We start from the raw sequence: 24,316 nt of genomic DNA, 5'->3' as shown, positions 1-24,316 counted from the left end.
CTGGTGTTGCCCGGCAGCGTCTCCGCAACGCCACCAGCACCTCCGATCCTGCGAACGTATCGGCGACCGGGAGTCGGTCCGTCGGCCATACGCGATGCAAAGGCGGAACCGATACCCTGAGACCATGACGCACTCGGGCAATCCCTTCGGACAGGTCCTCGTCGCGCTGGTCACTCCCATGACCGCCGACGGTGAAGTCGATTGGCCCGCCGTCGAGAAGCACATCGACGACGTCATCACGGCCGGCGCAGACGGCATCGTCGTGACGGGCACGACGGGGGAGACGAGCACGCTCACCGACCCCGAGAAGCTCCGCCTCGTCGAGGTCGGAAAGTCGGTCTCGGCCGGCCGCGCCAAGATCATCACGGGAGGCGGCTCGAACGAGACCGCGCACGCGATCGAGCTCTACAAGGCCAGCGAGAAGGCCGGCGCCGACGGCATCATGATCGTCACGCCGTACTACAACAAGCCCACGCAGGCCGGCATCCTGACGCACTTCCGCCTCGTCGCCGATGCGACCGATCTGCCCGTCATCCTCTACGACATCCCGGGTCGCACCGGCGTGCCGATCAAGTACGAGACGATCCTGCGCCTCGCGAAGCACCCCAACATCCTGGCCGTCAAGGACGCGAAGGGCGACTTCAGCGAGGTCAGCCGCGTGCTCAATCAGACCGACCTCATGTACTTCTCCGGCGACGACGCCAACGTCCTGCCCCACCTCTCGATCGGCGCGAGCGGCCTCATCGGCGTCACGGCGAACATCACCGCCACGCCGTACCGCACGATCGTCGACGCGGTGAACCGGGGAGACCTCGCGGCCGCGACCGAGGCGCACAAGAGCCTCGAGCCGCTCGTGCGCGCGGTCATGACGCACGTCCCCGGCACCGTGAGCGCGAAGTACATCCTGCACGGCCTGGGACGCATCTCGAGCCCGCGCGTGCGCCTGCCCCTCGTCGGCCCCGAAGAGTGGGAGGCTGCGATCATCGAGGATGAGCTCGCCCTCGTCTCGGGTGTCCCCGGCGCCGACTTCTCCAACTTCCGTCCCGACCGTAATGCCGCCGCCGGCGGTGCGCTGCCCAAGGTGCACGGGACGACCCGCTAGACGAAAACAATGAGGATGCCGCGCACGTCGGCGTCCCGAGGAAGCGTGCCAATGCCCACGAACGTCTTCAGCCCGCCCGCTCTCGAACCCGGAACGCTGCGGGTCTACCCGCTCGGCGGTCTCGGCGAGGTCGGCCGCAACATGACCGTCTTCGAGTACGAGGGCAAGCTCCTCGTGGTCGACTGCGGCGTGCTCTTCCCCGAGGAGCACCAGCCCGGCGTCGACCTGATCCTGCCCGATTTCGAGCCGATCAGGCATCGCCTCGACGACATCGTCGGCGTCGTGCTGACCCACGGCCACGAGGACCACATCGGCGCCGTTCCCTACCTGCTCAAGCTCAAGGGCGACATCCCCCTCATCGGCTCGGGTCTGACGCTCGCCCTCATCGAGGCGAAGCTCAAGGAGCACCGCATCCGCCCCTTCACCCTCACGGTCGCCGAGGGGCAGGAGGAGCAGGTCGGCCCGTTCGACCTCGAGTTCATCGCGGTCAACCATTCGATCCCCGATGCGCTCGCCGTCGCAGTCCGCACCCCCGCGGGACTCGTCCTCGCCACCGGCGACTTCAAGATGGACCAGCTCCCGCTCGACGGCCGCATCACCGACCTGCGCGCTTTCGCCCGGTTGGGAGAAGAGGGGGTCGACCTGTTCCTCGTCGACTCCACCAACGCGGACGTCCCCGGCTTCACGCCGACCGAGCGCGGCATCGGGCCCGTGCTCGACCAGGTCATCAGCAAGTCGCCGCGCCGCGTCATCGTCGCGAGCTTCTCGAGCCACGTCCACCGCGTGCAGCAGGTCGTGGATGCCGCCGCCGCGAACGGTCGCCGCGTCGCCTTCCTCGGCCGCAGCATGGTCCGCAACATGACCATCGCCGAGAACCTCGGGTACCTCAACGTCCCGGACGGCGTGCTCATCGACTACAAGAAGGCCAAGGACCTGCCCGACGACCGCATCGTCTACATGTCCACCGGTTCGCAGGGCGAGCCGATGGCGGTGCTCTCGCGCATGGCCAACCTCGAGCACGCGATCGAGCCGGGGCCAGGTGACACCGTCATCCTCGCATCGAGCCAGATCCCCGGCAACGAGAACGCGATCTACCGCGTCATCGACGGGCTGACCAAGCTGGGCGCCAACGTCGTGCACAAGGGCAACGCCAAGGTGCACGTTTCGGGTCACGCCGCGGCCGGCGAGCTGCTCTACTGCTACAACATCCTCAAGCCCCGCAACGTGCTGCCGGTGCACGGCGAATACCGCCACCTCATGGCCAACGCCAAGCTCGCGCAGGACACCGGCGTTCCGGAGGAGCGCACGATCCTCGCCGAGAACGGCACCGTCGTCGACCTGAAGGACGGCGTCGCGGAGGTCGTCGGCCAGCTCGACATCGGATTCGTGTACGTCGACGGCTCGACCGTGGGCGAGATCACCGACGCCGATCTGAAGGACCGCCGGATTCTGGGTGAAGAGGGCTTCATCTCGGTCATCGTCGTCGTGGACGGCAAGACGGGACGCGTCGTGAGCGGCCCGGACATCCACGCTCGCGGTGTCGCCGAGGACGATGCGGTGTTCGAGAGCGTCAAACCGAAGATCGCGGCGGCGCTCGCGGAGGCCGTGCAGTCGGGAACGCGCGACAACCACGCGCTGTCGCAGGTCGTCCGCCGCACGATCGGCCGCTGGGTCAACCAGTCGCTGCGTCGGCGTCCCATGATCGTGCCCGTCGTCATCGAGGCCTGACCCGCGTCGTTCCGCGGTAATGGGGGAACCCCCGCGTACCGTGGAGGAATGGCCAGGAGCACGAACGCGCCCTCCGGACGCCGCGCACCGGCGAAGACCTCGACCTCGCGCGCCCGGAAGAGCGAACCGACACCCAAGCGGTACGTGGACGAGTCCGAGCGGCCGCCGGTCATCGCGCGCGCATGGATGGGCCTCGCCCACGCGACGGGCGGGATGTTCCGCGCGTTCGGTCCCGAGACGCTCGAGAAGGACCAGCGCCGCGACGGGCTGCCGTTCCTGCTCGTGCTCCTCGCGATCGCCGGCGCCGCGGTCGAGTGGTTCCTCATCGGGACCGAGGCCGGAACGCTCGTCAGCGCGTACACGGTGGGCTTCCTCATCGGTCGTGAGGCGTTCATCATGCCGGTGCTTCTTCTCTTCCTCGCGGGGTGGCTGTTCCGGCATCCCGCTTCGGTCAACGACAACGGGCGCATCGGCATCGGATTCGGGCTGTTCATCCTCTCCGTTGCGGGCTTCTGCCACGTCTTCGGTGCGCGTCCCGAGCCGAAGGCCGGCGCGCTTCAGCTGAGCGCGTCAGGCGGTCTGTTCGGATGGGCCGTCGGTGAGCCGCTCACCATCCTGACGGCGTACGGCGCCGCTGCCGTCCTGGGGCTCGTGACGGTTCTCAGCATCCTCATCCTCACCAAGACGCCGCCGAACCGTATCGGCAGTCGCCTCGGAGACCTGTACGCCTGGATGTTCGGGGCCGAGCGTCCCGTCGCCGACCCCGACGGCGAAGCCCCCACGGTTGCGTTCTCGCCCAAGAAGGGCAAGAAGGCGGCGCCGGCTGCGGACGAGGATGCCGACGACGACGACGCGCTGCCCTGGTGGCGTCGCAACAAGAGCGGGCGCGAGGAGGATCCCGACGACAGCAGCGCATCGCAGGATCTCACCGAGCTCCTCGGACCATCGGTAGCCGGCTCCGTCGCCGGCGGGTTCGAGCAGGCTGTGGCCGCTCCGCCCCCGCTTCCCGATGCGCCGACCGAGATCATCGACCCCGGCGTCATCGAGCGGGCCGCCACCGCGGCGCGTTCGGGGCGCCCGGCCGACACTGCCGTGCGCGACGACCACGACACCGGTGAGATCGACGAGCTGCCCGGGCTCACCGGCCTCGGCGGCGACTTCCACGGCCAGCCCCCGGCGACGCCGTACCGCTTGCCCGCCGTCGCGGCGCTCGGCGCAGGCACACCCGCCAAGACGCGGTCTGAGGCGAACGACGCCATCGTGCGTGCCATCACCGGCGTCTTCGAGCAGTTCTCGATCGACGCCAAGGTCACCGGGTTCTCACGTGGGCCGACAGTCACGCAGTACGAGATCGAGGTCGGGCCCGGCACCAAGGTCGAGAAGATCACGGCGCTGACGAACAACATCGCATACGCCGTCGCCTCGAACGAGGTGCGCATCCTCGCGCCCATCCCCGGGAAGAGCGCGATCGGCGTCGAGATCCCCAACACCGACCGCGAGATCGTCACGCTCGGCGACGTGCTGCGCTCCAATGCGGCGACCTCGTCGACGCACCCGATGACGATCGGGGTTGGCAAGGATGTCGGTGGCGGATTCGTCGTGGCCAACCTCGCCAAGATGCCCCACCTCCTGGTGGCAGGTTCGACGGGGTCGGGTAAGTCGAGCTTCGTGAACTCGATGATCACGAGCCTGCTGATGCGGGCGAAGCCCAGCGACGTCCGGATGGTCCTCATCGACCCGAAGCGCGTCGAACTCACGAGCTACGCCGGCGTTCCCCACCTGATCACCCCCATCATCACGAACCCCAAGAAGGCTGCCGAGGCGCTGCAGTGGGTCGTGAAGGAGATGGACATGCGGTACGACGACCTCGCGTCGTTCGGGTTCCGTCACATCGACGACTTCAACAAGGCGGTCGTCGCGGGTGAGATCCAGCTGCCGGCCGGCAGCGAGCGCGTGCTGAAGCCGTACCCCTACCTCCTGGTCGTCGTCGACGAGCTCGCCGACCTCATGATGGTCGCTCCGCGCGACGTCGAGGACTCGATCGTCCGCATCACCCAGCTCGCGCGAGCGAGCGGCATCCACTTGGTGCTCGCGACCCAGCGGCCGTCCGTCGACGTCGTGACGGGGCTCATCAAGGCCAATGTGCCGTCGCGACTGGCATTCGCCGTCACGAGCGTCACGGACTCGCGAGTCATCCTCGACCAGCCGGGCGCCGACCGTCTGATCGGTCAGGGCGACGCCCTGTTCCTGCCCATGGGGACGTCGAAAGCCATCCGCGTTCAGGGGGCCTGGGTCGCCGAGTCCGAGATCGAGAAGGTCGTCGCCCACGTCAAGGGCCAGGCGCAGCCGGAGTACCGCTCCGACGTGGCCGCCGTCGCCGAGAAGAAGGAGATCGACGCCGACATCGGCGACGACCTCGAGCTTCTGCTCGCCGCCGCCGAGCAGATCGTGTCGACGCAGTTCGGCTCGACCTCGATGCTGCAGCGCAAGCTGCGCGTTGGGTTCGCCAAGGCCGGGCGCCTCATGGACCTCCTCGAGTCGCGCGAGATCGTCGGCCCCTCGGAAGGGTCGAAGGCGCGCGATGTCCTCGTCACTCCCGACCAGCTTCCGGCCGTCCTCGCGCGTCTGCGGGGAGAAGACCCGCCCGCGCCGGCTGCGGCTTCGGCCGCTGCACCCGTCGACCCGGTCGAAGCGCAGTTCGAGGGGCTCGAGGTCGTCGACGGTGACGACGCCTCCGAGGACGCCTGGGGTCTCACCGGGCGCGACTGACGGATAGGCTCGGCTCCGTGGCGATCCCCAGGCAACTGCCCAACGCGATCACGATCGTGCGCATTCTGTGCGCGCCCGTCTTCCTGTGGCTGCTTCTCGTCGACGGCGGATCCGACGGGGCCCTGCGGTGGTGGGCCGGTGTGCTCTTCATCGTCGCGATCGCGACGGACGGCATCGACGGGTACCTCGCACGCAAGTACCGCATCGTCACCGACCTCGGGAAGCTGCTCGACCCGATCGCCGACAAGGTCCTCACGGGCCTTGCGTTCATCGGGTTGTCGCTGCTCGGAGAGCTGCCCTGGGCCGTCACGATCGTCGTGCTCGTGCGGGAGCTCGGGATCACCGTGCACCGGCTCATCGTGGCAGGCGACCATGTCGTGGCCGCCGCGTGGATGGGCAAGCTCAAGACGGTCGCGCAGGCCGTCGCTCTCGCGCTCGCCCTCCTTCCGCTGTGGACGGTCTTCGGCGACGGCGTCCACATCGTCAACACGATCGCGATGTGGATCGCGGTACTGCTGACCGTCGCGAGCGGGATCGACTACGTCATCACGGCCGTCCGCGGTGCTCGGCGAAGCGGAGCGGCATCGTGACGGCACGCGAGCACGTGCACGACCTGCCCGACGAACTGGAGTCGACCCTCGTCTCGACCGGCCGGCGCACGGATGCGGAGCGGCTCATCGACCGACTGGGCGAACTCGGCTGGACGCTCGCCGTCGCCGAGTCGCTGACGGGCGGGCTCGTCGTCGCGGAGCTCGTGGCCGTCTCGGGGGCATCGGCTGTGCTGCGCGGGGGAGTGGTGGCCTATGCGACCGAGCTGAAGCAACGGCTGCTGCATGTCGACGGCGCGCTTCTGGAAGCTCACGGTGCGGTCCACCCTCGGGTCGCGCGCCAGATGGCCGAGGGGGCTCGGGTGGCGCTCGGCCCCCGGGATGCGGCGGCGGATGTCGGCATCGCGACCACTGGAATCGCGGGCCCGGGGTCTCCGGACGGACAGCCTGTCGGGACGGTGCACATCGCTGTCGCCACCGCGCTGGGCGTGCGCATCGAGAGCCTGCAGCTCGAAGGCGATCGGGCGCAGATCCGCGCGGAGGCCACGGCTCGTGCGATCCGATTGGCGCTCGACGCGTTGTGACGGAATACGCACGGCGCGGCCGTCGTTCTTGTCATCGTGAGCAGCGCGTGTCAACTCTCATGCGACCCACAGCGGGAGCGGGCTAGGGTGACGTGCTGATGAGATACCGTTGTCCACCCGGGACGAGCGAGCACCACGACGAAGGAGGGGGTCCGAGATGATCTTGGTTCGACAGGAGATCGGCGACGTTCTGCGTGACCTCCGCCTGCAGAAGGGTCGTACGCTGCGACAGGTCGCCAGCCGTGCGAGTGTCGCACTGGGGTACCTGAGCGAAGTGGAGCGCGGCCAGAAAGAGGCCTCGAGTGAGATCCTCGCTTCCGTCGCCGAAGCGCTCGACGTTCCGATCTCGAGCATCATGCGCGAAGTCGGCGACCGCATCTCCGTCCTCGAGGGACTCCCGGTTCTGTCGGATGTCGTTCCCGACGACATCGCGGGGCTCGACGGCGATCTCGTCGCCCCCGAGCTCTCGCTGCACTGACCAGCGCTCCCTCCCATGCGTCGCAGTGAGTTCGATCGCGCCGTCGCGGCGGAGTTCGGCGGTCGCGGTCCGGCGCTGATCGATGACCTCGCTCTGGGACCGCTCGGCGATCGCACCGCGCGCCAGGCTCTCGATGCGGGCGAGTCACCGCGTGCCGTCTGGTTGGCGTTGTGCGTCGAGGCAGACGTGCCGGAGTCCCGGCGTTACGGCGTCGGTCGATTGGATCCGCGAGAGCGCTGACTCCCCGTCGCGGGCATCTCGGTCCTCGTGTGTTCGACGTCGGTCGTGATCTTTCGGCGTGTCGTCGAATATCTGTTCGAAACGAGCGTAGTGTCCTGCACAGGTGGTTCCTCCCGTCGAGGTTCCCCGGATACGGGCCGGTCGTCGACCGATGTCGGAGGCCCTCCGTACCGTGGACAGCGTCGAGAGACACACACCATGCCTTGTCGCAGCATCCCGGCGCCCTGCCGGGAGCGCGACAGCCTACAGGCGTCGGAAACGCGAGCATAAGGAGCACGCCATGCCATCACCCGCTGACCGCGAGAAGGCCCTCGAATCGGCCCTCGCCCAGATCGACCGTCAGTTCGGAAAGGGCTCGGTCATGCGCCTCGGCTCCGACGAGCGCGCACCCGTCGAGGTTGTGCCCACCGGATCGATCGCCCTCGACGTGGCCCTCGGCATCGGGGGGCTCCCGCGCGGCCGGATCATCGAGATCTACGGTCCGGAGTCGTCCGGTAAGACGACGCTGACCCTGCACGCCATCGCCAACGCGCAGCGCGCGGGCGGTATCGCCGCGTTCATCGACGCCGAGCACGCGCTCGACCCCTCCTACGCGCAGAAGCTGGGCGTCGACATCGACGCGCTGCTGGTCTCCCAGCCCGACACCGGTGAGCAGGCGCTCGAGATCGCCGACATGCTGATCCGGTCCGGCGCGATCGACCTTGTGGTCATCGACTCCGTCGCGGCGCTCGTTCCCGAGGCCGAGATCAAGGGCGAGATGGGCGACTCCCACGTCGGCCTGCAGGCGCGCCTCATGTCGCAGGCCCTCCGCAAGCTCACGGGTGGCCTGAACCAGACCAAGACGACGGCCATCTTCATCAACCAGCTGCGCGAGAAGATCGGCGTCTTCTTCGGCTCGCCCGAGACGACGGCCGGTGGTAAGGCGCTGAAGTTCTACGCTTCCGTCCGCCTCGACATCCGCCGTATCGAGACGCTCAAGGACGGTACCGAGGCCGTCGGCAACCGCACGCGCGTCAAGGTCGTGAAGAACAAGATGGCGCCGCCGTTCAAGCAGGCCGAGTTCGACATCCTCTATGGGGTCGGTATCTCCCGTGAAGGCAGCCTGATCGACTTCGGCGTCGAACACGGCATCGTCAAGAAGTCGGGTGCCTGGTACACGTACGACGGCGAGCAGCTCGGTCAGGGCAAGGAGAACGCGCGCAACTTCCTGATCAAGAACGTCGACATCGCCGCAGACATCGAGAACAAGATCAAGCAGAAGCTCGGCATCGGTCAGCCCGCCGCGACCGCGACGCCCGAGGCCGACGAGCTCGCGGCGCGCCGCCCGGCGTGAGCAGGACGGATCACGGCGGGGGCGAGGCCGAGCGCCTCGCCCCCGTCATCCCGCTCTTCGGGCAAGCGGATGCCGCTCGGTCAGAGGTTCGCCCGCGTAGCGCGGCGGCCCCGGAGAGCGGCCAGAGCTGGCACACCACCTGGACCACCGAGCCGCGAACAGTCGCCTCCGATCCGTCGCCCGCAACTCGATCGGCTCCTCGCGAGCCGGCAGCGGTGAGGCCCGCTGACGAATCCGACGTGCGCGCACGTGCCGAGCGCACACTGCTCAAACGCCTGCGGGGCAGGTCACTGTCCGTGCGCGAAGCTCGCGACGTCTTGCGCGAGGCGGATCTCGCCGACGCTGAGGCGGAGGCGGTCATCGCCGCTTTCCTCGACAACGGCTATCTCGATGACAGTCGGCTGGCGGAGCAGCTGCTCGATGGGGCGCTCGGGCGCAAGGCGCAGGGCGCCACCGCGATCGCCCAGACTCTGTCCCGCCGCGGCCTCGACCGCGAGGTCATCGACATCGCCATGGCGTCGCTACCCGACGACGAGGCCGAGCGCGCGCTCGATTTCGCTCGGCAGCGCGCCCGCGGCATGTCCGATCTCGACCACGATGTCGCCCTGCGGCGCCTGCACGGGCAGCTGGCCCGGCGTGGTTTTCGGGGTTCGGTGGCACTCGACGCCGCCCGTCAGGCGCTGTCAGAGCTGACCTGAGGGCGACACGAAGCTGGGTCCGGCTCGGCGGGAAGCGCGAGGATCGTGGTTTCGGCGGTTCACCCCCACGTTCGGCGGAAGTTCTGGTGGTCCCGGTCGTCCGCAGCGATGAGGGCCGCGAGATCTTGGCGACTTCGAGCCCCGATCTTGGAGCGCGCTTGATAGATGTGGGACTCGACCGTCCGCACCGACAGGAAGAGGGCGTTCGCGATCTGCCGGTTCGAGAGGCCCCGGTGCACGAGCTCGGCGATCTCGAGCTCGCGCGGGGTGAGTGTGCTCTGTGATTCCGCGGAATCGGGAAATCCGTGCGTGGCCAGGTCGGGGAGGAGCTGCGGCGGGCAGAGGTCGAGTCGCAGGTGAAGGAGCGCCGCCGGGACTGTCATCTCGTTGCTCCGAGCAGCTTGCTCGGCGCTCGCCAGAATCATCCGTGCAGCATCGGACGGAATGTCGCTGACCAGCGCACGCAGATCGTGCAGCGCCGCGCCGGCGTCCGGATGCCCGACCACGACGAGGCGGTGCAGCGTCCGGGTCTGAAGCATGACGGCATCGGTGCGGCCGCTGATGACCCACGCTTGGGCAGCCGACCGTCGAGCGTCATCCCATCGGCCCTCGGCGAGCTCGATCGTGGCGCGCGTCGCGTGCTCCATGTGCGCGAACAACGGGCTCGGGGTTTCGAGCGGTGCCAACGAGTCCATGAGGTGTCGCGCCTCGCTGACGTGCCCGTACAAGGCGAGTCCGAGCGCGGTCTCGAGGACGATGAGGCCCTGCCCCTCGCCCCCGTTGATCGGGCTGCGTCGGAGAGCCGCGAGAAGCTCGATGCGTGCCTCCAGCACGTGCCCCCGCCGGAGGAGCGTGAGCACGGAGGCGACGCCTGCCAGCGCGAGACTCGTGTCACCGGTGTGCACTGCGAGGCGACGCTCGGCGTCCAGCTGCACGAGCACGTCGGTGTCGTCGACCCCGGCCGTCGTTCGCGCGGCGAGGTCCCGGCAGCGAGCAGCGAGCAGTTCTGCGGCCGAGCCGCGGCGTCCGCCGCTGCGCAGCAGCCACTCGACCGACCGCAGCTGACGTCGCATGTCCTGTTCGCGGCCCAGGTACGCTGACACACTCGCGGCCAGCAGCTCCATGTCGATCCGGTCGGCGTGGTCGAGATCCGGGTGCTCCCGGACGGACCGGAGAACGCCGTCGGCTCGTTCGATCTCCATCCTGCTGATGGCGTCGCGTGCATCGGCGAGCGCGCTGTCGACGGTGAACTCTGCCGCCACGACGGCGTCGGTCTGCGGGCGGGGGGAGCTGTCGAATTGCAGTGCGAGCGTCACCGCGGCGGTGAGCGTCCTCCGTTGGCCATGGGAGGGGAGCGCGTGCAGGTTGAGGTGACTGGTGCGCTTCGCCCCCAGCACGACGTGAGCAAGATCCTCTTCGAGCGCGAGGACCGGCGTGGAGGCGTGCTCGCCCGCCCAGGCGGCGTATGCTGCGGCCGACCCGGCATCACCCTCGTCGTTGGCGAGGCGTGCGGCATCGGCGAGTACGCGCACGATCAGATCGGCGGACACGTCGGCGAGGCGAGCGGGACTGCCCGACTCGCGTATCCATCGCTCGGCGATCAGCCTCGCCAGCGGTCCATTCCACCATTGACCGCCATCCTCGATCATGCGGTCGGTCGCTTCGCGGACGAGTGCCTCGGCTCGGCTCGCACCGGTCGCGCGCGCGGCTGCGCGCGCGACCGCGCGATTGGCGGTCAGGCGGTGTGCGAGGCTGCGGTCGTCCTGCACTATGCCTGCGCTTCGCAGATGATGGAGGACGGTTGTCGGGACGAATCTCGCCGCGTCGCCGAAGGTGATGCCCGGCGCGTGGCCGACCAGGACGAGTGCTTGGAGGGCGGCGTCATCGACGCCGCGGATGTGTGCGCTCAGAGCTGCGGCGAGTTTGCTGCTGGGCGGGGCGTCGTCGATCGCGCGTATCGGATCTTCGCCGCGGGAGACGGCGTCGACAGCGTGATCGGCGAGGGCGCGAAGCAATAGGCGAGAACCGTCGGCCTGCCAGATGATCGCTGCGCGGGTCACACCGTCGAAAGTCTGGTTCGACGTGAACTCGGCGAACAGGCGTGATCCCTCCTCCGGGGTGAAACCGCCGAGGTCCAGCCGTTCGGCCGTCCCATCGAGCCACAGATCGGCAAGAAGGTGACCCGCCGTGTCGAGCTCGAGAGAGGGGATCCGCGGCTCGGAGAGCGCCACGAGCATCGCCGCCTGCCCGCGATGGACCGCACGCGCGACGGCCTCGGCGGACGCGGAATCGAGATGCTGTGCGTCGTCGACCATGAGCACGACCCTGCGCTCGAGCGTGCCCTGCCGCAGCTCGGACGCCCGGGGGTCGGATGAGGCGTTCACGACCCCGTACTCGACGTCTGCGAGTGCGGTTGCTCCTCGGAGGATCACCGGCGACACCGAGCGGGCGGCGAGCGCCTCGGCGACGTGTTGCATCAGGAAGGTCTTGCCCGACCCGAGAGGACCGACCAGCACGGTCGATGCGCCTCGGATCAACGCGTCCGTCAAGGCGCGCGCATCTCTGCCTGCCCCGATGAGGACGTCGCGCTGCGCTGTGGAGGAGGCCGTTCTGCCCGTCTTTCCCGACGTCGGCCATCCGAATCGATCGTCCATCATGGTCCCGTGATGCTCCCCCCGGTTTCACGCTGTCCCTGCTCAACCTAGCCAGCCCGTGAGAGCGGTGCCAATGAGCAATCGCGGAGCGGCTACTGAGCTGGTTCTGAGTTCGCCTCCGCGGTGTGCAGATGGCCGGGGGCGGACGAGCGCGCACAGGTGAATCGGCGGGATTCCGGACAGCCGATCGTAGAATGAGGGAATCATGTCGACTCCCTCGAGCGCACCCACTCTCATCGCGCCGTCGCTCGCGGCGCGCACCGCCGACGGCCGCGCGCGCACGTACGAGGTGCGCACCTTCGGCTGCCAGATGAACGTCCACGACTCCGAGCGCCTGTCGGGTTCGCTCGAGAGCGCCGGATACCTCCCGGCTGATCCCGGTACCGAGGCCGACGTCATCGTCATCAACACCTGCGCGGTGCGCGACAACGCGGCCGGCAAGCTGTACGGCACCCTCGGGCACCTGAAGTCGCGCAAGGACAAGCGCGACGGTATGCAGATCGCCGTCGGAGGCTGCCTCGCGCAGATGGATCAGGCCGCGGTGCAGCAGAAGGCGCCCTGGGTCGATGTCGTGTTCGGGACCCACAACATGGGGGCTCTTCCGGGCCTGCTCGAGCGCGCGCGGCACAACGGCGAGGCCGAGCTCGAGATCCTCGAATCGCTCGAGACCTTCCCCTCGACTCTCCCGACGAAGCGCGACTCGGTCTACAGCGGCTGGGTGTCCATCTCGGTCGGGTGCAACAACACGTGCACGTTCTGCATCGTGCCGCACCTGCGCGGCAAGGAGAAGGACCGTCGTCCCGGCGACATCCTGAACGAGATCCGTCTGCTGGTCGACGACGGGGCGATCGAGGTCACCCTCCTCGGCCAGAACGTGAACAGCTACGGCGTCGAGTTCGGCGACCGCCAGGCGTTCGGCAAGCTCCTGCGCGCGGCGGGCGAGATCCCCGGTCTCGAGCGCATCCGCTTCACCAGCCCGCATCCGGCGGCGTTCACCGACGACGTCATCGACGCGATGGCCGAGACCCCGGCGGTCATGCCGCAACTGCACATGCCGCTGCAGTCGGGCTCCGACAGCATCCTGAAAGCGATGCGCCGGTCGTACCGCAGCTCGAAGTTCCTCGGCATCCTCGATCGTGTGCGCGAGCGCATTCCGCACGCGGCGATCTCGACCGACATCATCGTCGGGTTCCCCGGCGAGACCGACGCCGACTTCGAAGACACCCTGCGGGTTGTCGAGCAGTCCCGCTTCGCGAGCGCGTTCACCTTCCAGTACTCCATCCGAGAAGGGACACCCGCCGCGACCATGCCTGACCAGGTGCCGAAGGCGGTCGTGCAGGAGCGCTACGAACGCCTCGTCGCACTGCAGGACCGGATCGCCCTCGAGGAGAATCAGAAGCAGCTCGGTCGTGAGGTCCAGGTGCTGGTCTCGTCGGCCGAAGGCAAGAAGGGTGCCGAGACGCACCGACTCACCGGGCGCGCGGAGGACAACCGCCTGGTGCACTTCGAGGTGCCCGACGGCTCCGAGACGCCGCGGCCGGGGGATGTCGTGACGGTGACCGTCACGCATGCCGCGCCGTTCCATCTGCTCGCCGACAGCACCGACGGCTCACCGCTGCGTGTCCGCCGTACCCGGGCCGGTGACGCGTGGGACCGTTCGCTGGCCGAGTCGTGCGGTGTGCCGGCTCCGGCCGCGTCGGATGGCGGCCCGCGCTCCGTCTCGCTGGGTCTGCCGTCCCTGCGCGTCGGCGTGTGACCGCAGCTCCGGGCCGGGCCCCCGGCCACCGCGACGGCGAGGATGCCGGGCCGCCGACCCTGTGGGCGATCCTCGGTGCGACCGGCACCGGCAAGACCGGTCTCTCCCTCGATCTCGCCGAAGAGCTCGCCGCCCGCGGACGCCGCGCCGAGATCGTCAACGTCGATGCGATGCAGCTGTATCGCGGCATGGACATCGGCACGGCGAAGATCCCCGAGGCGGATCGCCGCGGCATCCCGCACCATCTGTTCGATGCGCTCGCCGTCGCGGAGGAGGCCGCGGTCGCGTGGTACCAGGAGCTCGCGCGACGCACGATCGATGCGATCCACGGCCGGGGCGCGGACGCGATCCTCGTCGGTGGCTCCGGCCTGTACGCATCGAGCGTGCTGTTCGACTTCCGTTTCCCTCCGCGCGACGAACGGCTGCGCGCGAGCCTTGAGGACGAGCTCGAACGCCTCGGCGCGGGGCCGCTGTTCGCGCGCCTGCGTGCCGCCGACCCGGCCGCGGCCGATCGCATCGATCCGCGGAACGGCCGCAGGGTCGTGCGCGCGCTCGAGGTGCTGGCTCAAGGCGGACGTACCCACGGCGGAGCGCTGCCCGAGGCACCGGTGTTCTGGTCGCCCCGGACCCGGATCATCGGCACCGCGGTGCCGCGCGAGGAGCTGGTCCCGTTGCTTGACGCGCGTGTCGAGGGCATGTGGGCCGCCGGGCTGCTCGACGAGGTCGAGGCGCTGCGGCGGCAGGGCCTCGAGCGCGGAGTGACGGCGGGGCGCGCGATCGGCTACGCGCAGGCCCTCGCGCAGCTGCGCGGGGACCTGAGCGAGGAAGAGGCCATCGCGCAGACGCAGGCCCTCACGCGGCGCTACGCGCGCCGGCAGGTCTCTTGGTTCAAGCGCTACGACGAGGTGCGGTGGGTCGACGCCCGCGAGGTCGACGCGGCGTCCGTCGTCGACGGGGCGGCCGCGCCGGGTGACGGAGCGCCCCGGTCGACAGGGGAGGAACGATGAGCATCACCGTGCGCGCATTCGCGCTCGCCGACGAGGACGCGGTCGTCCAGCTGTGGCACGCGGCCGGTCTCACGCGACCGTGGAACGACCCGCGCGCCGACATCAGGCGCAAGCTGACGGTTCAGCCCGAGCTGTTCCTCGTAGCGGTCGATCAGCCTGACGACGGGACGACCGAAGCCGTCGTCGGCAGCGTGATGGCCGGGTACGACGGTCACCGCGGTTGGCTCTACTACCTGGCCTCGGCCCCCTCGCACCGCGGACTCGGCGTCGGGCGCATGCTCGTCGCGGAGGCCGAGCGCCTGCTGGAGGCCATGGGGTGCCCGAAGGTGCAGCTCATGGTGCGGCCCGAGAACGAGGCCGTGCGCGGCTTCTACGACGAGCTCGGGTACGAGCCGTTCACCGTGTGGTCGGCGGGCAAGCGCCTCGTCGTCGATGGCCCGGGCGGCCCCGCCTAAGCTGGGCTCATGGCGACTCTCGCGTTCACCAAGGGCCACGGCACCGGCAACGACTTCGTGATCCTGGCCGACCCGGACGGTGCGCTCGACCTCAGCGACGCGCAGATCGCCGCCCTGTGCGACCGCCACGTCGGTATCGGCGCCGACGGGCTGCTGCGGGTCGTCCGCTCGTCCGCGATCCCCGAGGGAGCGGATGCCGCTGCCGCCGGGGCCGAATGGTTCATGGACTACCGCAACGCCGACGGGTCGAAGGCCGAGATGTGCGGCAACGGAACGCGGGTCTTCGCCCGCTACCTCGCCGACGCGGGTCTCGCGTCGGTCGAGGCCGGACTCCGTATCGGCACGCGCGCGGGCGTCAAGACGATCACTCGCGCCGACAACGGCTTCGAAGTCGACCTCGGGCTCTGGCGCGCCGACGACGGCGACGTGCTCGTCCGGGCACGCGGGCTCGGAGTCGCCCGCCCCGGTCAAGGGATCGACGTCGGCAACCCGCACGTCGTCGTCGCGCTCGCGGGCGAGGATGAGCTCGACGGGCTCGACCTGACGGTGCAGCCGACCCTCGAGCCCCGTCCGTCGGCCGGCGCGAACGTCGAGTTCGTCGTCCCGGCCGAGCCGCTCGTGCAGAACGGAGTCGGGGCCATCCGGATGCGCGTCTACGAGCGCGGCGTGGGAGAGACCCTGTCGTGCGGCACAGGGGTGGCGGCATCCGCTCTCGCGGTGCGCCACTGGGCCGGGGCGGCCGCGCCCGACCGCTGGACCGTCGACGTGCCGGGCGGAACGCTGGGCGTGCGGATCGTGCGGCAGGCCGATGGCGAGCACGTTCTGCTCTCGGGCCCCGCGACGCTGGTGTTCTCGGGGCAGGTCACCCTCGCAGACTGATCCGAGCGCCACGGCGTCCGGACGCCCGGCCCGTGATCAGGGCAGTTCGATCGCGCCCGTCGGGGGAGTGCCGTGCCGGCGCACCCGAAGCACGCGGAATCCGCGGCCGGTCGCCGCGCGCGAGACGCCGTAGCCGTCGTCGAACGTGGCGGCGAGCCACCGCTGCAGCGAGTCGGAACCGAGGTTGCGCTGCACGACGAGCCACGCGTCGCTGCGTTCGGCCAGACGCGGGATCCACCGCTGCAGCATCCCGTGGAGCTCGTTCTTGCCCACGCGGATCGGCGGATTGGAGCGGATGGTCCGGAATACGACGTCGTCGGGAACATCGTCGGGCAGGACGGCGTTGACGTTGTCGAGTCCCAGATCAGCGGCGTTGCGTCGCACCAGGTCGAGTGCCCGTTCGTTCACGTCGACGGCCCACACCGTGGCGTGAGGCGACTCCAGAGCCAGCGACAGCGAGATCGGCCCCCAGCCGCAGCCGAGGTCGAGGAAATCCCCGCCGGACGGTGCCGGCGGAGTATTGGCCAGAAGAACCCCTGTGCCCGAATCCACGTGGTCAGGGCTGAACACCCCGCCCGCGGTCGTGACCTCCACGGCACGGCCCGCGAGGGTCACGCGGATGCGGCGGAGGTTCTGCTCGCTGGACGGGGACGCGCTGAAGTAATGATCGCTCCCCATGCATCCGAGCGTATCGGAGCCGGACGTACCGGCGGGAGACTAGAATTCACGGATGCCCGGGCACGGGCATCCCGGGAAGAGAGTTATGACGCATATCACCACCCCCGACGGCGACGACGACATCGCGGTGGACCCGGTCGAGCGCGTGCTCGCGAGCGCGGAGACGCGTTCGTCGATCCGCGTCTTCGGCGGCGCCCAGGCGCTGCAGGACGAGGCGACCGTCGCGTACGGAGACACCGACGGCGACCAGTGGGACCGCGAGGAGCGTGCCGCGCTGCGTCGCGTCCCCGGCCTGTCCACCGAGCTCGAGGATGTCACCGAGGTCGAGTACCGCCAGCTGCGACTCGAGAACGTCGTGCTCGTCGGCGTCTACCCCCAGGGGTCGCAGGAGGACGCGGAGAACTCGCTGCGCGAGCTCGCGGCGCTGGCCGAGACCGCCGGCGCGGTCGTGCTCGACGGCGTGCTCCAGCGGCGGCCGCATCCGGACCCCGCGACCTACATCGGACGCGGCAAGGCCGCCGAGCTGCGCGACCTCGTCGCCGCGGTCGGAGCCGACACCGTGATCGCCGACACCGAGCTGGCGCCGAGTCAGCGGCGTGCCCTCGAGGACGTCGCGAAGGTCAAGGTCATCGACCGCACGACGGTCATCCTCGACATCTTCAGCCAGCACGCGAAGAGCCGTGAGGGCAAGGCCCAGGTCGAGCTCGCCCAGCTCGAGTACCTGCTCCCGCGCCTGCGAGGCTGGGGCGAGTCGATGAGCCGTCAGGCCGGTGGCCAGGTCGGCGCCGGCGGCGCGGGCATGGGCTCGCGCGGACCGGGTGAGACGAAGATCGAGCTCGACCGTCGCCGCATCCGCACCCGTATGGCGCAGCTGCGCAAGCAGATCCGCGAGTTCGCGCCGTCGCGCGAGGCCAAGCGGGCGGAGCGCCGGCGCAACACGATCCCCTCGGTCGCGATCGCCGGCTACACCAACGCCGGCAAGTCGAGCCTGCTCAACCGGCTGACGAGCGCCGGCGTCCTCGTCGAGAACGCCCTGTTCGCGACGCTGGATGCCACCGTGCGCCGGGCCGAGGCCGCCGACGGCCGCGTCTTCACGCTCACCGACACCGTCGGCTTCGTGCGCAATCTGCCTCATCAGCTCGTCGAGGCCTTCCGGTCGACGCTCGAGGAGGTGTCGGGTGCGGACGTCATCGTGCACGTCGTGGACGGGTCGCATCCCGATCCTGCGGCACAGCTCGCGACCGTCCGCGATGTGATGGGCGACGTGGGCGCTCGTGCGACGCGCGAGCTCGTCGTGTTCAACAAGGCCGACCTCGTCGACGACGATGCTCGGCTGCTGCTGCGCGGGCTCGAGCCGACGGCGCACTTCGTGTCCTCGCGCACCGGCGAGGGCATCGATGAGCTCCGCGCCGCCATCGAGGACGCGCTGCCGCTGCCGGCCGTCGAGGTGCGCGCGCTCGTGCCGTACGACCGCGGCGACCTGATCTCGGCCGTGCACGAGAGCGGCCACATCGTCGCGACGTCGCACGAGCAGGACGGGACCGCCGTGCACGCGCATGTCTCGGAGCGTCTCGCGGCCGAGCTTGCGCCCTACGCCGTCTGAATCGGCGCGCGGCGATACACCTGCACGATCGGTGGTGCCGGCGAGTCCTCCGCGCGCGTGGAAGGCCTCACCAACACCACCGGCCTGACGGATGTATCAGCACCGGCCGTCGCGGGGCTCAATCGAGCGCGAGCGGTGCGACGCCGGGGGTGTCGAAGCCGAAGACCCGGCCGAGGAACGCCAGCTCGGTCTCGAGCGCGTTCACGATCGTCTCGGTGCGCCGGAACCCGTGTCCCTCGCCCGCGTATAGCACGTAGGCGTGGGGCACACCGTGCGCCACGAGCGCGTCGCGGATGGCCTCGGCCTGCGCCGGCGGCACGACGGCGTCCTCGTCGCCCTGCAGGAGCAGCAGCGGCACCCGGAACCGCTCGGGTCGGCTCAGCGGCGATCGCTCGATGTAGACCGGCTCGGCTTCGGGGAGGGGGCCGATGAGACCGTCGAGGTACCGCGCCTCGAAGTCGTGCGTCTCGGCGGCCAGAGCACGCGCATCGCCGACACCGTAGCGCGAGACGCCCGCCCCGAAGACATCCGTTCCGACGAGCGCCGCGAGCACGGTCCAGCCGCCGGCGGATCCTCCCTCGATCGCCAGCCGTGACGGATCCGCGAGACCCTCGTCGGCGAGACCGCGTGCGGCCGCGGCGACGTCGTCGACGTCGACGACACCCCACTGTCCCTTCAGCCGTTCGCGGTAGGAACGGCCGTATCCCGTCGAACCGCCGTAGTTGACGTCGAGGACGCCGATGCCGCGGCTCGTGAAGTAGGCCACCTTGCTGTCGGCTGCGCCGCCCACGTGCGAGGTCGGCCCGCCGTGCACCCAGACCAGGTACGGGGGCAGTTCGTCGGCCGGCGCGGTGACGTCGGGGTTGGTCGGCGGGTAGGCGAAGGCATGCACCAGGCCGTGCGGGCCCTCCGTCGTCAGCTGCCGGGCGTGCGGGATCCACGATGCGTCGACGTCCGGAGCACCGCCGCGGACCGCGCTCGTCTCGCCGGTGTCCAGGTCGACGAGCCACAGGCCCGCCCCTCCCGGCATCGCCCCGCTGACGAGGGCGCGGCTGCCGCGGACGTCTTCGATCTGCACGCGTGCGGTGGCGGGGAAGGGAAGCGGGATGGCGCCGCCGTCGCGGTCCACGATCACGAGCTGGTCCGATCCGTGGGTGCGCACGGCCACCAGGCGGCCGTCATCGAGCGGCGCGTACCAGCGGGTGCCGAGCACCCACAGGCCACCACCCGTGTCGGCGTCGGCGGGCGAGACGGCCGTGGGCGGGGCGTCGGTCGCGGGGTCGACGCGGTAGACATTCCAGCGTCCGGTCGGCTCGTCGGCGAAGAACAGCGCGCCGTCGTCGGTCCACTCGGGCTGCAGCGCGGCGGTGGCGCCGCCCGCGACGTCACGGATGCCGCGGGGGGCGTCCAGGTCGGCGACGCGGATGCGCGTGCGGTCCCAGGGCATGTCGGGGTGATCCCAGGCCACCCAGGCGAGGCGCGAGCCATCGGGCGACAGCGCCGGCTGGGCGACGAAGTCGCTACCGCCGGCGAGCTCGGTCACGCTCGAGGCGTCGGGAACCTCGGCGCTGTCAGCGCGCTCGATGCGGACGATGTGGCGCTCGGGCGTGCCGCCGGGACGTTCGCGTTCGCGAACCGCGAGAAGGACGCCGCGCTGCCAGCGGAGGCCCCCGTAGTGCGTGCCGGTCTCCTCCGGAGTGAGCGGTCGGGGATCGCCGCCCGGGCGAAGGCTCCGGATGCGCTGGTCGGACTTGTCGACGAAGAACAGCTCGCCGTCATCCGACACCGTCCAGGCTCCGCCGCCGTACTCGTGCACGCGCGACCGGGCGTTCCAGGGTGCGGGGAGGACGACCTGCACGGTGCCATCGCCGCGGCGGCGCATGACCGCGACGCGACCGGCCTCGTCGGGCAGCGACTCGCCCCACCAGATCTCATCACCCACGAAGCTCGCGCCGTCGAGGCGCAATGATGACGCGCTGGCCCATGCCGCCGTCAGGGGAGAGGGCCAGGAACCATAGGGAAGCTGCTGCGACATACAGCCACGCTACGCGAGGCCTGGCTTCCCGACCTCGACCGGGGAGACGGTGGGGAGCGGATGCCGTCCCGGGGCGCCTCAGACCGTGCGCAGAACCGCCACGACCTTGCCGAGCACCGTCGCGTCGTCGCCGAGGATCGGCTCGAACGCCGAGTTGCGGGGGAGGAGCCACGTGTGGCCGTCGCGCTGGCGGAGCGTCTTCACCGTCGCCTCGCCGTCGAGCATGGCCGCGACGATCTCGCCGTTGTCGGCGGTTGCCTGCGCCCGCACGACGACCCAGTCGCCGTCGCAGATGGCCGCGTCGATCATCGAGTCGCCGACGACCTTGAGCATGAACAGCTCGCCCTTGCCGACGAGCTGGCGCGGCAGCGGGAAGATCTCCTCGACCTGCTGGTCGGCGGTGATCGGCACGCCCGCCGCGATGCGGCCCACGAGCGGCACGAGGGCGGCGTCGCCGAGGGCGGGCGCGGCGTCGGCCGGGTTCTCGCCGGCGGTGCCCGGGAGATCGATGAGCACCTCCATCGCGCGGGTCTTGCCGGGGTCGCGCCGCAGGTAGCCGCTGAGCTCGAGCTGGTTCAGCTGGTGGGTGACGCTGGACAGCGACTTGAGGCCGACCGCGTCGCCGATCTCGCGCATGCTCGGCGGGTAGCCGTTGCGGGCGATCGCGTTCTGGATCACCTCGAGGATCGCGAGCTGCTTGTCGCTCAGATTCTTGCGTCGTCGCGTCTGCGGCTTCTCGCTCATACCGCCGGTCTCCTGTCGTCGCGCCCCGTCCCCGACCCGATGTCGGAGGTTCATGGTGGGCTCTCGCTGTCGAAAAGGTAGCCCGATACGACGGCGACATCGCGGAACGCTCCGCGTGTCTCTTCGATCGGTCTCCGATTTCGGTGGGTGGTTGACACCACACAATATCGAAGATACGTTCGGAACCGAAGTTCGCACCCGTCTCTCCCGGCCGAGAGGCGGGGGCGAATCTTCCTACCGCTCCCGAGGAGATGCCATGACCACGATCGATGCCCGCTTCGCACCGGCCCCCCGTACCCGCCTGCGTCTGACGCGCCGCGGACGCCGCGTCGTCGCCACGATCGCCGCCCTTCCGGCGGTCGTCGCCATCACAGCAGCCGTGCTCTCGGGGGGAGGTGCGCTCGCCTCAAGCGAGGTCGGCGCCCCCGCCGGCTCGTTCACGACCGTGACCGTGATGTCCGGCGAATCGCTCTGGTCCATCGCCGAAGAGGTGGCGCCCGCCGCCGACCCCCGCGATGTCGTCGATGCGATCATCCGGCTGAACGCTCTCGGCTCGGGCCAGCTCGAGGCCGGCCAGACGCTTGCGATCCCGGCCGAGTACGCCGCGAGCTGACTCCGGCGGCAACAGCGGCGCGCGCGGCCTAGCATGGGTGGGATGAGCCCGAGTCTGGATGATCTGCCCCTCAGAGACGATCTGCGAGGCCTCACCCCGTACGGCGCCCCGCAGGCGCCGCTTCCGGTCGCGCTGAACGTCAACGAGAACACGCATCCCGTTCCCGAAGAGGTCGCCGACGACATCCTGGATGCCGTAGCCCGCGCCCTGCGCGACGTCAACCGCTATCCCGACCGCGAGTTCACGCACCTCCGCGAGTCGTTCGCCGAGTACCTCGGCCACGGCCTGACCCCCGATCGCATCTGGGCAGCGAACGGATCGAACGAGGTCCTGCAGCACCTCCTCCAGGCATTCGGAGGCCCGGGACGCACCGCGATGGGCTTCGGTCCGACCTACTCGATGTACCCCCTGCTGACGCGCGCGACCGGCGCCCAGTACGTCACGGGGACACGTGGACCCGACTTCACGCTCGATCCCGCCTCCGCCGCAGCCCAGGTCGCCGAGCTCCGCCCGGACGTCGTCTTCCTGTGTGCGCCCAACAACCCCACCGGCACACCCCTCGGGCTCGACGTCATCGAGGCGGTGTACGGGGCCACCGACGGCATCGTGATCGTCGACGAGGCCTACCAGGAGTTCGCACCGCGCGAAAGCTCCTCCGCTCTGACGCTTCTCGGTGAGCGCAACCGGCTCGTCGTGTCGCGCACGATGAGCAAGGCCTTCGCCTTCGCCGGCGCCCGCGTGGGCTACCTCGCCGCCGACCCCACGCTCATCGACGCGCTCCGGCTCGTCCGACTGCCGTACCACTTGAGCGCGCTGACGCAGGCGGCGGCGACAGCCGCCCTCTCCCACTCGACGACGATGCTCCGGATGGTCGACGAGATCGTCGCGCAGCGCGACCGGATGTCGGCGACGCTCGACGCCCTCGGCTATCACGCGTACGAGAGCTGGACGAACTTCGTGCTGTTCGACGGCGTCGACGACCCGCGGGCGACCTGGCAGGCTCTGTACGACCGCGGCATCCTCGTCCGCGACGTGGGCATCCCGCACAGCCTGCGTGTGAGCGCCGGCACGGAAGACGAGACGACCGCGTTCCTCGAAGCACTGGCCTCGATAGACTCGGAGGCATGACCAGCCCCCGAACGGCCAGCATCCGTCGCGCCACGAGCGAGTCGAGCGTCGAGCTCGAGCTCAACCTCGACGGCACCGGGATCAGCACGATCGAGACGACCGTGCCGTTCTTCGACCACCTGCTGACGGCGTTCGCGAAGCACTCGCTCACCGACCTGACCGTGCGCGCGACGGGCGATACGCACATCGACGCGCACCACACGGTGGAGGATGTGGCGATCGTGCTCGGACAGGCGCTGCGTTCCGCGCTGGGCGACAAGTCGGGCATCTCCCGCTACGGTGATGCACTCGTCCCCCTCGACGAGGCGCTCGCGCAGGCGGTCGTCGACATCTCGGGGCGTCCGTACCTCGTGCACTCGGGGGAGCCGGACGGTTACGAGTTCCACCTCATCGGCGGGCACTTCACCGGTTCGCTCGTGCGGCACACGTTCGAGGCCATCGCGTTCAACGCCGGGCTGACGGTGCACGTCCGCGTCCTCGGCGGACGTGATCCGCACCACATCGCCGAAGCGGAGTACAAGGCGTTCGCCCGAGCTTTCCGGCAGGCGAAGGCGCTCGATCCGCTCGTGCACGGCATCCCCAGCACGAAGGGCGCCCTATGACCGAGGGTGACCGGACTGAACGCGCGCCGCTCGTCGCCGTGCTCGACTACGGGTCGGGCAACGTCCACTCGGCGGTCAAGGCTCTTGCCGCCGCGGGGGCAGATGCGCGGTTGACGTCGGACCGCGGCCTCATCCGCGACGCCGACGGGCTTCTCGTTCCGGGAGTCGGTGCTTTCAGCGCCGTCATGGCCGCCCTGCGCGAGAGCCGCGGCGACGAGATCATCGAGCGGCGCCTGGCCGGGGGACGTCCGGTGCTGGGCATCTGCGTCGGGATGCAGATCATGTTCGGCAACGGCGTGGAGCGCGGCGATGACACCGAGGGCCTCGGACAGTGGCCGGGCACCGTCACCGAGCTGCAGGCGCCCGTGCTGCCCCACATGGGCTGGAACACCGTCCGTGCCGGGGCGGGGTCGACGCTGTTCGACGGGCTGGAGGACGAGCGCTTCTACTTCGTGCACTCCTACGGCGCCCAGGACTGGAGCCTCGAGGTCATGAAGCCCTTCGCCGAGCCCGTGCTGACGTGGTGCGACTACGGCGCACCGTTCCTCGCCGCGGTCGAGAACGGGCCGCTGTCTGCGACGCAGTTCCACCCCGAGAAGTCGGGGGCCGCCGGCATCCGTCTCCTCGCCAATTGGATCGGCGCCCTGCCGCGCCACTAGTCTCCCTCTGGTGCGCTCGCGTG

22 protein-coding genes are annotated in these 24,316 nt (G+C 69.9%); 18 read left to right on the top strand and 4 right to left on the bottom strand.

The annotated features are described in order from the left end of the window. Window positions 1–124 precede the first annotated feature (124 nt). From dapA to MTS1_RS04345, 9 genes are all read left to right on the top strand, one after another. Window positions 125–1,102 (top strand): 4-hydroxy-tetrahydrodipicolinate synthase, encoded by a 978-nt coding sequence (gene dapA, locus MTS1_RS04385; protein WP_023951777.1) that lies wholly within the window; start codon window positions 125–127, stop codon window positions 1,100–1,102. Between the two features lie 51 nt (window positions 1,103–1,153). After that, on the top strand, window positions 1,154–2,830 hold the full coding sequence (locus MTS1_RS04380; RefSeq protein ID WP_023951776.1) for a ribonuclease J: 1,677 nt from the start codon (window positions 1,154–1,156) through the stop codon (window positions 2,828–2,830). Window positions 2,831–2,878: 48 nt separating this feature from the next. Further along, on the top strand, window positions 2,879–5,599 hold the full coding sequence (locus MTS1_RS04375) for a DNA translocase FtsK (protein ID WP_036304631.1): 2,721 nt from the start codon (window positions 2,879–2,881) through the stop codon (window positions 5,597–5,599). A gap of 17 nt (window positions 5,600–5,616) precedes the next feature. After that, window positions 5,617–6,189 (top strand): CDP-diacylglycerol--glycerol-3-phosphate 3-phosphatidyltransferase, encoded by a 573-nt coding sequence (gene pgsA, locus MTS1_RS04370; RefSeq protein WP_023951774.1) that lies wholly within the window; start codon window positions 5,617–5,619, stop codon window positions 6,187–6,189. Then, entirely contained in the window at window positions 6,186–6,731 is a 546-nt protein-coding gene (locus tag MTS1_RS04365) for a CinA family protein (RefSeq protein ID WP_023951773.1), read from the top strand. Before pgsA ends, MTS1_RS04365 begins: the two co-directional genes overlap by 4 nt. Window positions 6,732–6,888: 157 nt before the next feature. Continuing rightward, complete coding sequence (locus MTS1_RS04360; RefSeq protein WP_023951772.1) at window positions 6,889–7,209, top strand: helix-turn-helix domain-containing protein; 321 nt, start codon at window positions 6,889–6,891, stop codon at window positions 7,207–7,209. 15 nt (window positions 7,210–7,224) lie between these two features. Beyond that, a complete protein-coding gene (locus tag MTS1_RS04355) occupies window positions 7,225–7,449 on the top strand; it encodes a DUF3046 domain-containing protein (RefSeq protein ID WP_023951770.1) in 225 nt (74 codons plus the stop codon). Window positions 7,450–7,729: 280 nt separating this feature from the next. Then, window positions 7,730–8,782: a recombinase RecA gene (gene recA, locus MTS1_RS04350; RefSeq protein WP_023951768.1), complete on the top strand. Its 1,053-nt coding sequence runs from the start codon at window positions 7,730–7,732 to the stop codon at window positions 8,780–8,782. A gap of 239 nt (window positions 8,783–9,021) precedes the next feature. Then, complete coding sequence (locus MTS1_RS04345) at window positions 9,022–9,480, top strand: regulatory protein RecX (RefSeq protein WP_023951766.1); 459 nt, start codon at window positions 9,022–9,024, stop codon at window positions 9,478–9,480. Between the two features lie 59 nt (window positions 9,481–9,539). Here MTS1_RS04345 and MTS1_RS04340 read toward each other — a convergent pair whose 3' ends face one another. Next, entirely contained in the window at window positions 9,540–11,996 is a 2,457-nt protein-coding gene (locus tag MTS1_RS04340; protein WP_023951764.1) for a LuxR C-terminal-related transcriptional regulator, read from the bottom strand. A gap of 343 nt (window positions 11,997–12,339) precedes the next feature. Here MTS1_RS04340 and miaB point away from each other — a divergent pair, with 343 nt between their 5' ends. From miaB to dapF, 4 genes are read left to right on the top strand one after another with little or no spacing between them, the layout of a single operon-like run. Then, complete coding sequence (gene miaB / locus MTS1_RS04335; protein WP_023951762.1) at window positions 12,340–13,890, top strand: tRNA (N6-isopentenyl adenosine(37)-C2)-methylthiotransferase MiaB; 1,551 nt, start codon at window positions 12,340–12,342, stop codon at window positions 13,888–13,890. Next, a complete protein-coding gene (gene miaA, locus MTS1_RS04330) occupies window positions 13,887–14,897 on the top strand; it encodes a tRNA (adenosine(37)-N6)-dimethylallyltransferase MiaA (RefSeq protein WP_023951760.1) in 1,011 nt (336 codons plus the stop codon). Before miaB ends, miaA begins: the two co-directional genes overlap by 4 nt. Further along, on the top strand, window positions 14,894–15,352 hold the full coding sequence (locus MTS1_RS04325; protein ID WP_023951758.1) for a GNAT family acetyltransferase: 459 nt from the start codon (window positions 14,894–14,896) through the stop codon (window positions 15,350–15,352). Before miaA ends, MTS1_RS04325 begins: the two co-directional genes overlap by 4 nt. Before the next feature lie 9 nt (window positions 15,353–15,361). Next, on the top strand, window positions 15,362–16,231 hold the full coding sequence (gene dapF, locus MTS1_RS04320; protein WP_023951756.1) for a diaminopimelate epimerase: 870 nt from the start codon (window positions 15,362–15,364) through the stop codon (window positions 16,229–16,231). A 36-nt stretch (window positions 16,232–16,267) separates the two neighbouring features. On the opposite strand, the gene MTS1_RS04315 is transcribed toward dapF, so the two are convergent. Beyond that, window positions 16,268–16,909 carry a class I SAM-dependent methyltransferase gene (locus MTS1_RS04315; RefSeq protein ID WP_023951754.1) on the bottom strand — a complete coding sequence of 214 codons (642 nt, stop codon included), beginning with the start codon at window positions 16,907–16,909 and terminating at the stop codon, window positions 16,268–16,270. 85 nt (window positions 16,910–16,994) lie between these two features. Here MTS1_RS04315 and hflX point away from each other — a divergent pair, with 85 nt between their 5' ends. Beyond that, window positions 16,995–18,512, top strand: a complete 1,518-nt coding sequence (gene hflX / locus MTS1_RS04310) for a GTPase HflX (RefSeq protein ID WP_023951752.1) — start codon at window positions 16,995–16,997, stop codon at window positions 18,510–18,512. 118 nt (window positions 18,513–18,630) lie between these two features. On the opposite strand, the gene MTS1_RS04305 is transcribed toward hflX, so the two are convergent. Continuing rightward, the gene (locus tag MTS1_RS04305) at window positions 18,631–20,547 is read right to left on the bottom strand and encodes a prolyl oligopeptidase family serine peptidase (protein WP_036304628.1); all 1,917 of its coding nucleotides are present in this window, start codon (window positions 20,545–20,547) and stop codon (window positions 18,631–18,633) included. 78 nt (window positions 20,548–20,625) lie between these two features. Next, on the bottom strand, window positions 20,626–21,291 hold the full coding sequence (gene lexA / locus MTS1_RS04300; RefSeq protein WP_023951748.1) for a transcriptional repressor LexA: 666 nt from the start codon (window positions 21,289–21,291) through the stop codon (window positions 20,626–20,628). A 256-nt stretch (window positions 21,292–21,547) separates the two neighbouring features. Between lexA and MTS1_RS04295 the strand changes: the two genes are divergently transcribed. The 4 genes from MTS1_RS04295 to hisH are packed head-to-tail and all read left to right on the top strand — an operon-like array spanning window position 21,548 to window position 24,293. Further along, on the top strand, window positions 21,548–21,904 hold the full coding sequence (locus MTS1_RS04295) for a LysM peptidoglycan-binding domain-containing protein (protein WP_036304627.1): 357 nt from the start codon (window positions 21,548–21,550) through the stop codon (window positions 21,902–21,904). Between the two features lie 42 nt (window positions 21,905–21,946). Continuing rightward, complete coding sequence (locus tag MTS1_RS04290) at window positions 21,947–23,032, top strand: histidinol-phosphate transaminase (protein ID WP_023951744.1); 1,086 nt, start codon at window positions 21,947–21,949, stop codon at window positions 23,030–23,032. Beyond that, window positions 23,029–23,634, top strand: a complete 606-nt coding sequence (gene hisB / locus MTS1_RS04285) for an imidazoleglycerol-phosphate dehydratase HisB (RefSeq protein WP_023951742.1) — start codon at window positions 23,029–23,031, stop codon at window positions 23,632–23,634. The genes MTS1_RS04290 and hisB overlap by 4 nt, the downstream gene beginning before the upstream one ends. After that, window positions 23,631–24,293, top strand: a complete 663-nt coding sequence (gene hisH, locus MTS1_RS04280; RefSeq protein ID WP_023951740.1) for an imidazole glycerol phosphate synthase subunit HisH — start codon at window positions 23,631–23,633, stop codon at window positions 24,291–24,293. The genes hisB and hisH overlap by 4 nt, the downstream gene beginning before the upstream one ends. The last annotated feature ends 23 nt before the right edge of the window (window positions 24,294–24,316 follow it).

The sequence above is a fragment of the Microbacterium sp. TS-1 genome, assembly GCF_000509385.1.
GTDB lineage: Bacteria > Actinomycetota > Actinomycetes > Actinomycetales > Microbacteriaceae > Microbacterium > Microbacterium arborescens.
This window is presented reverse-complemented; position numbering and strand designations above follow the sequence as displayed.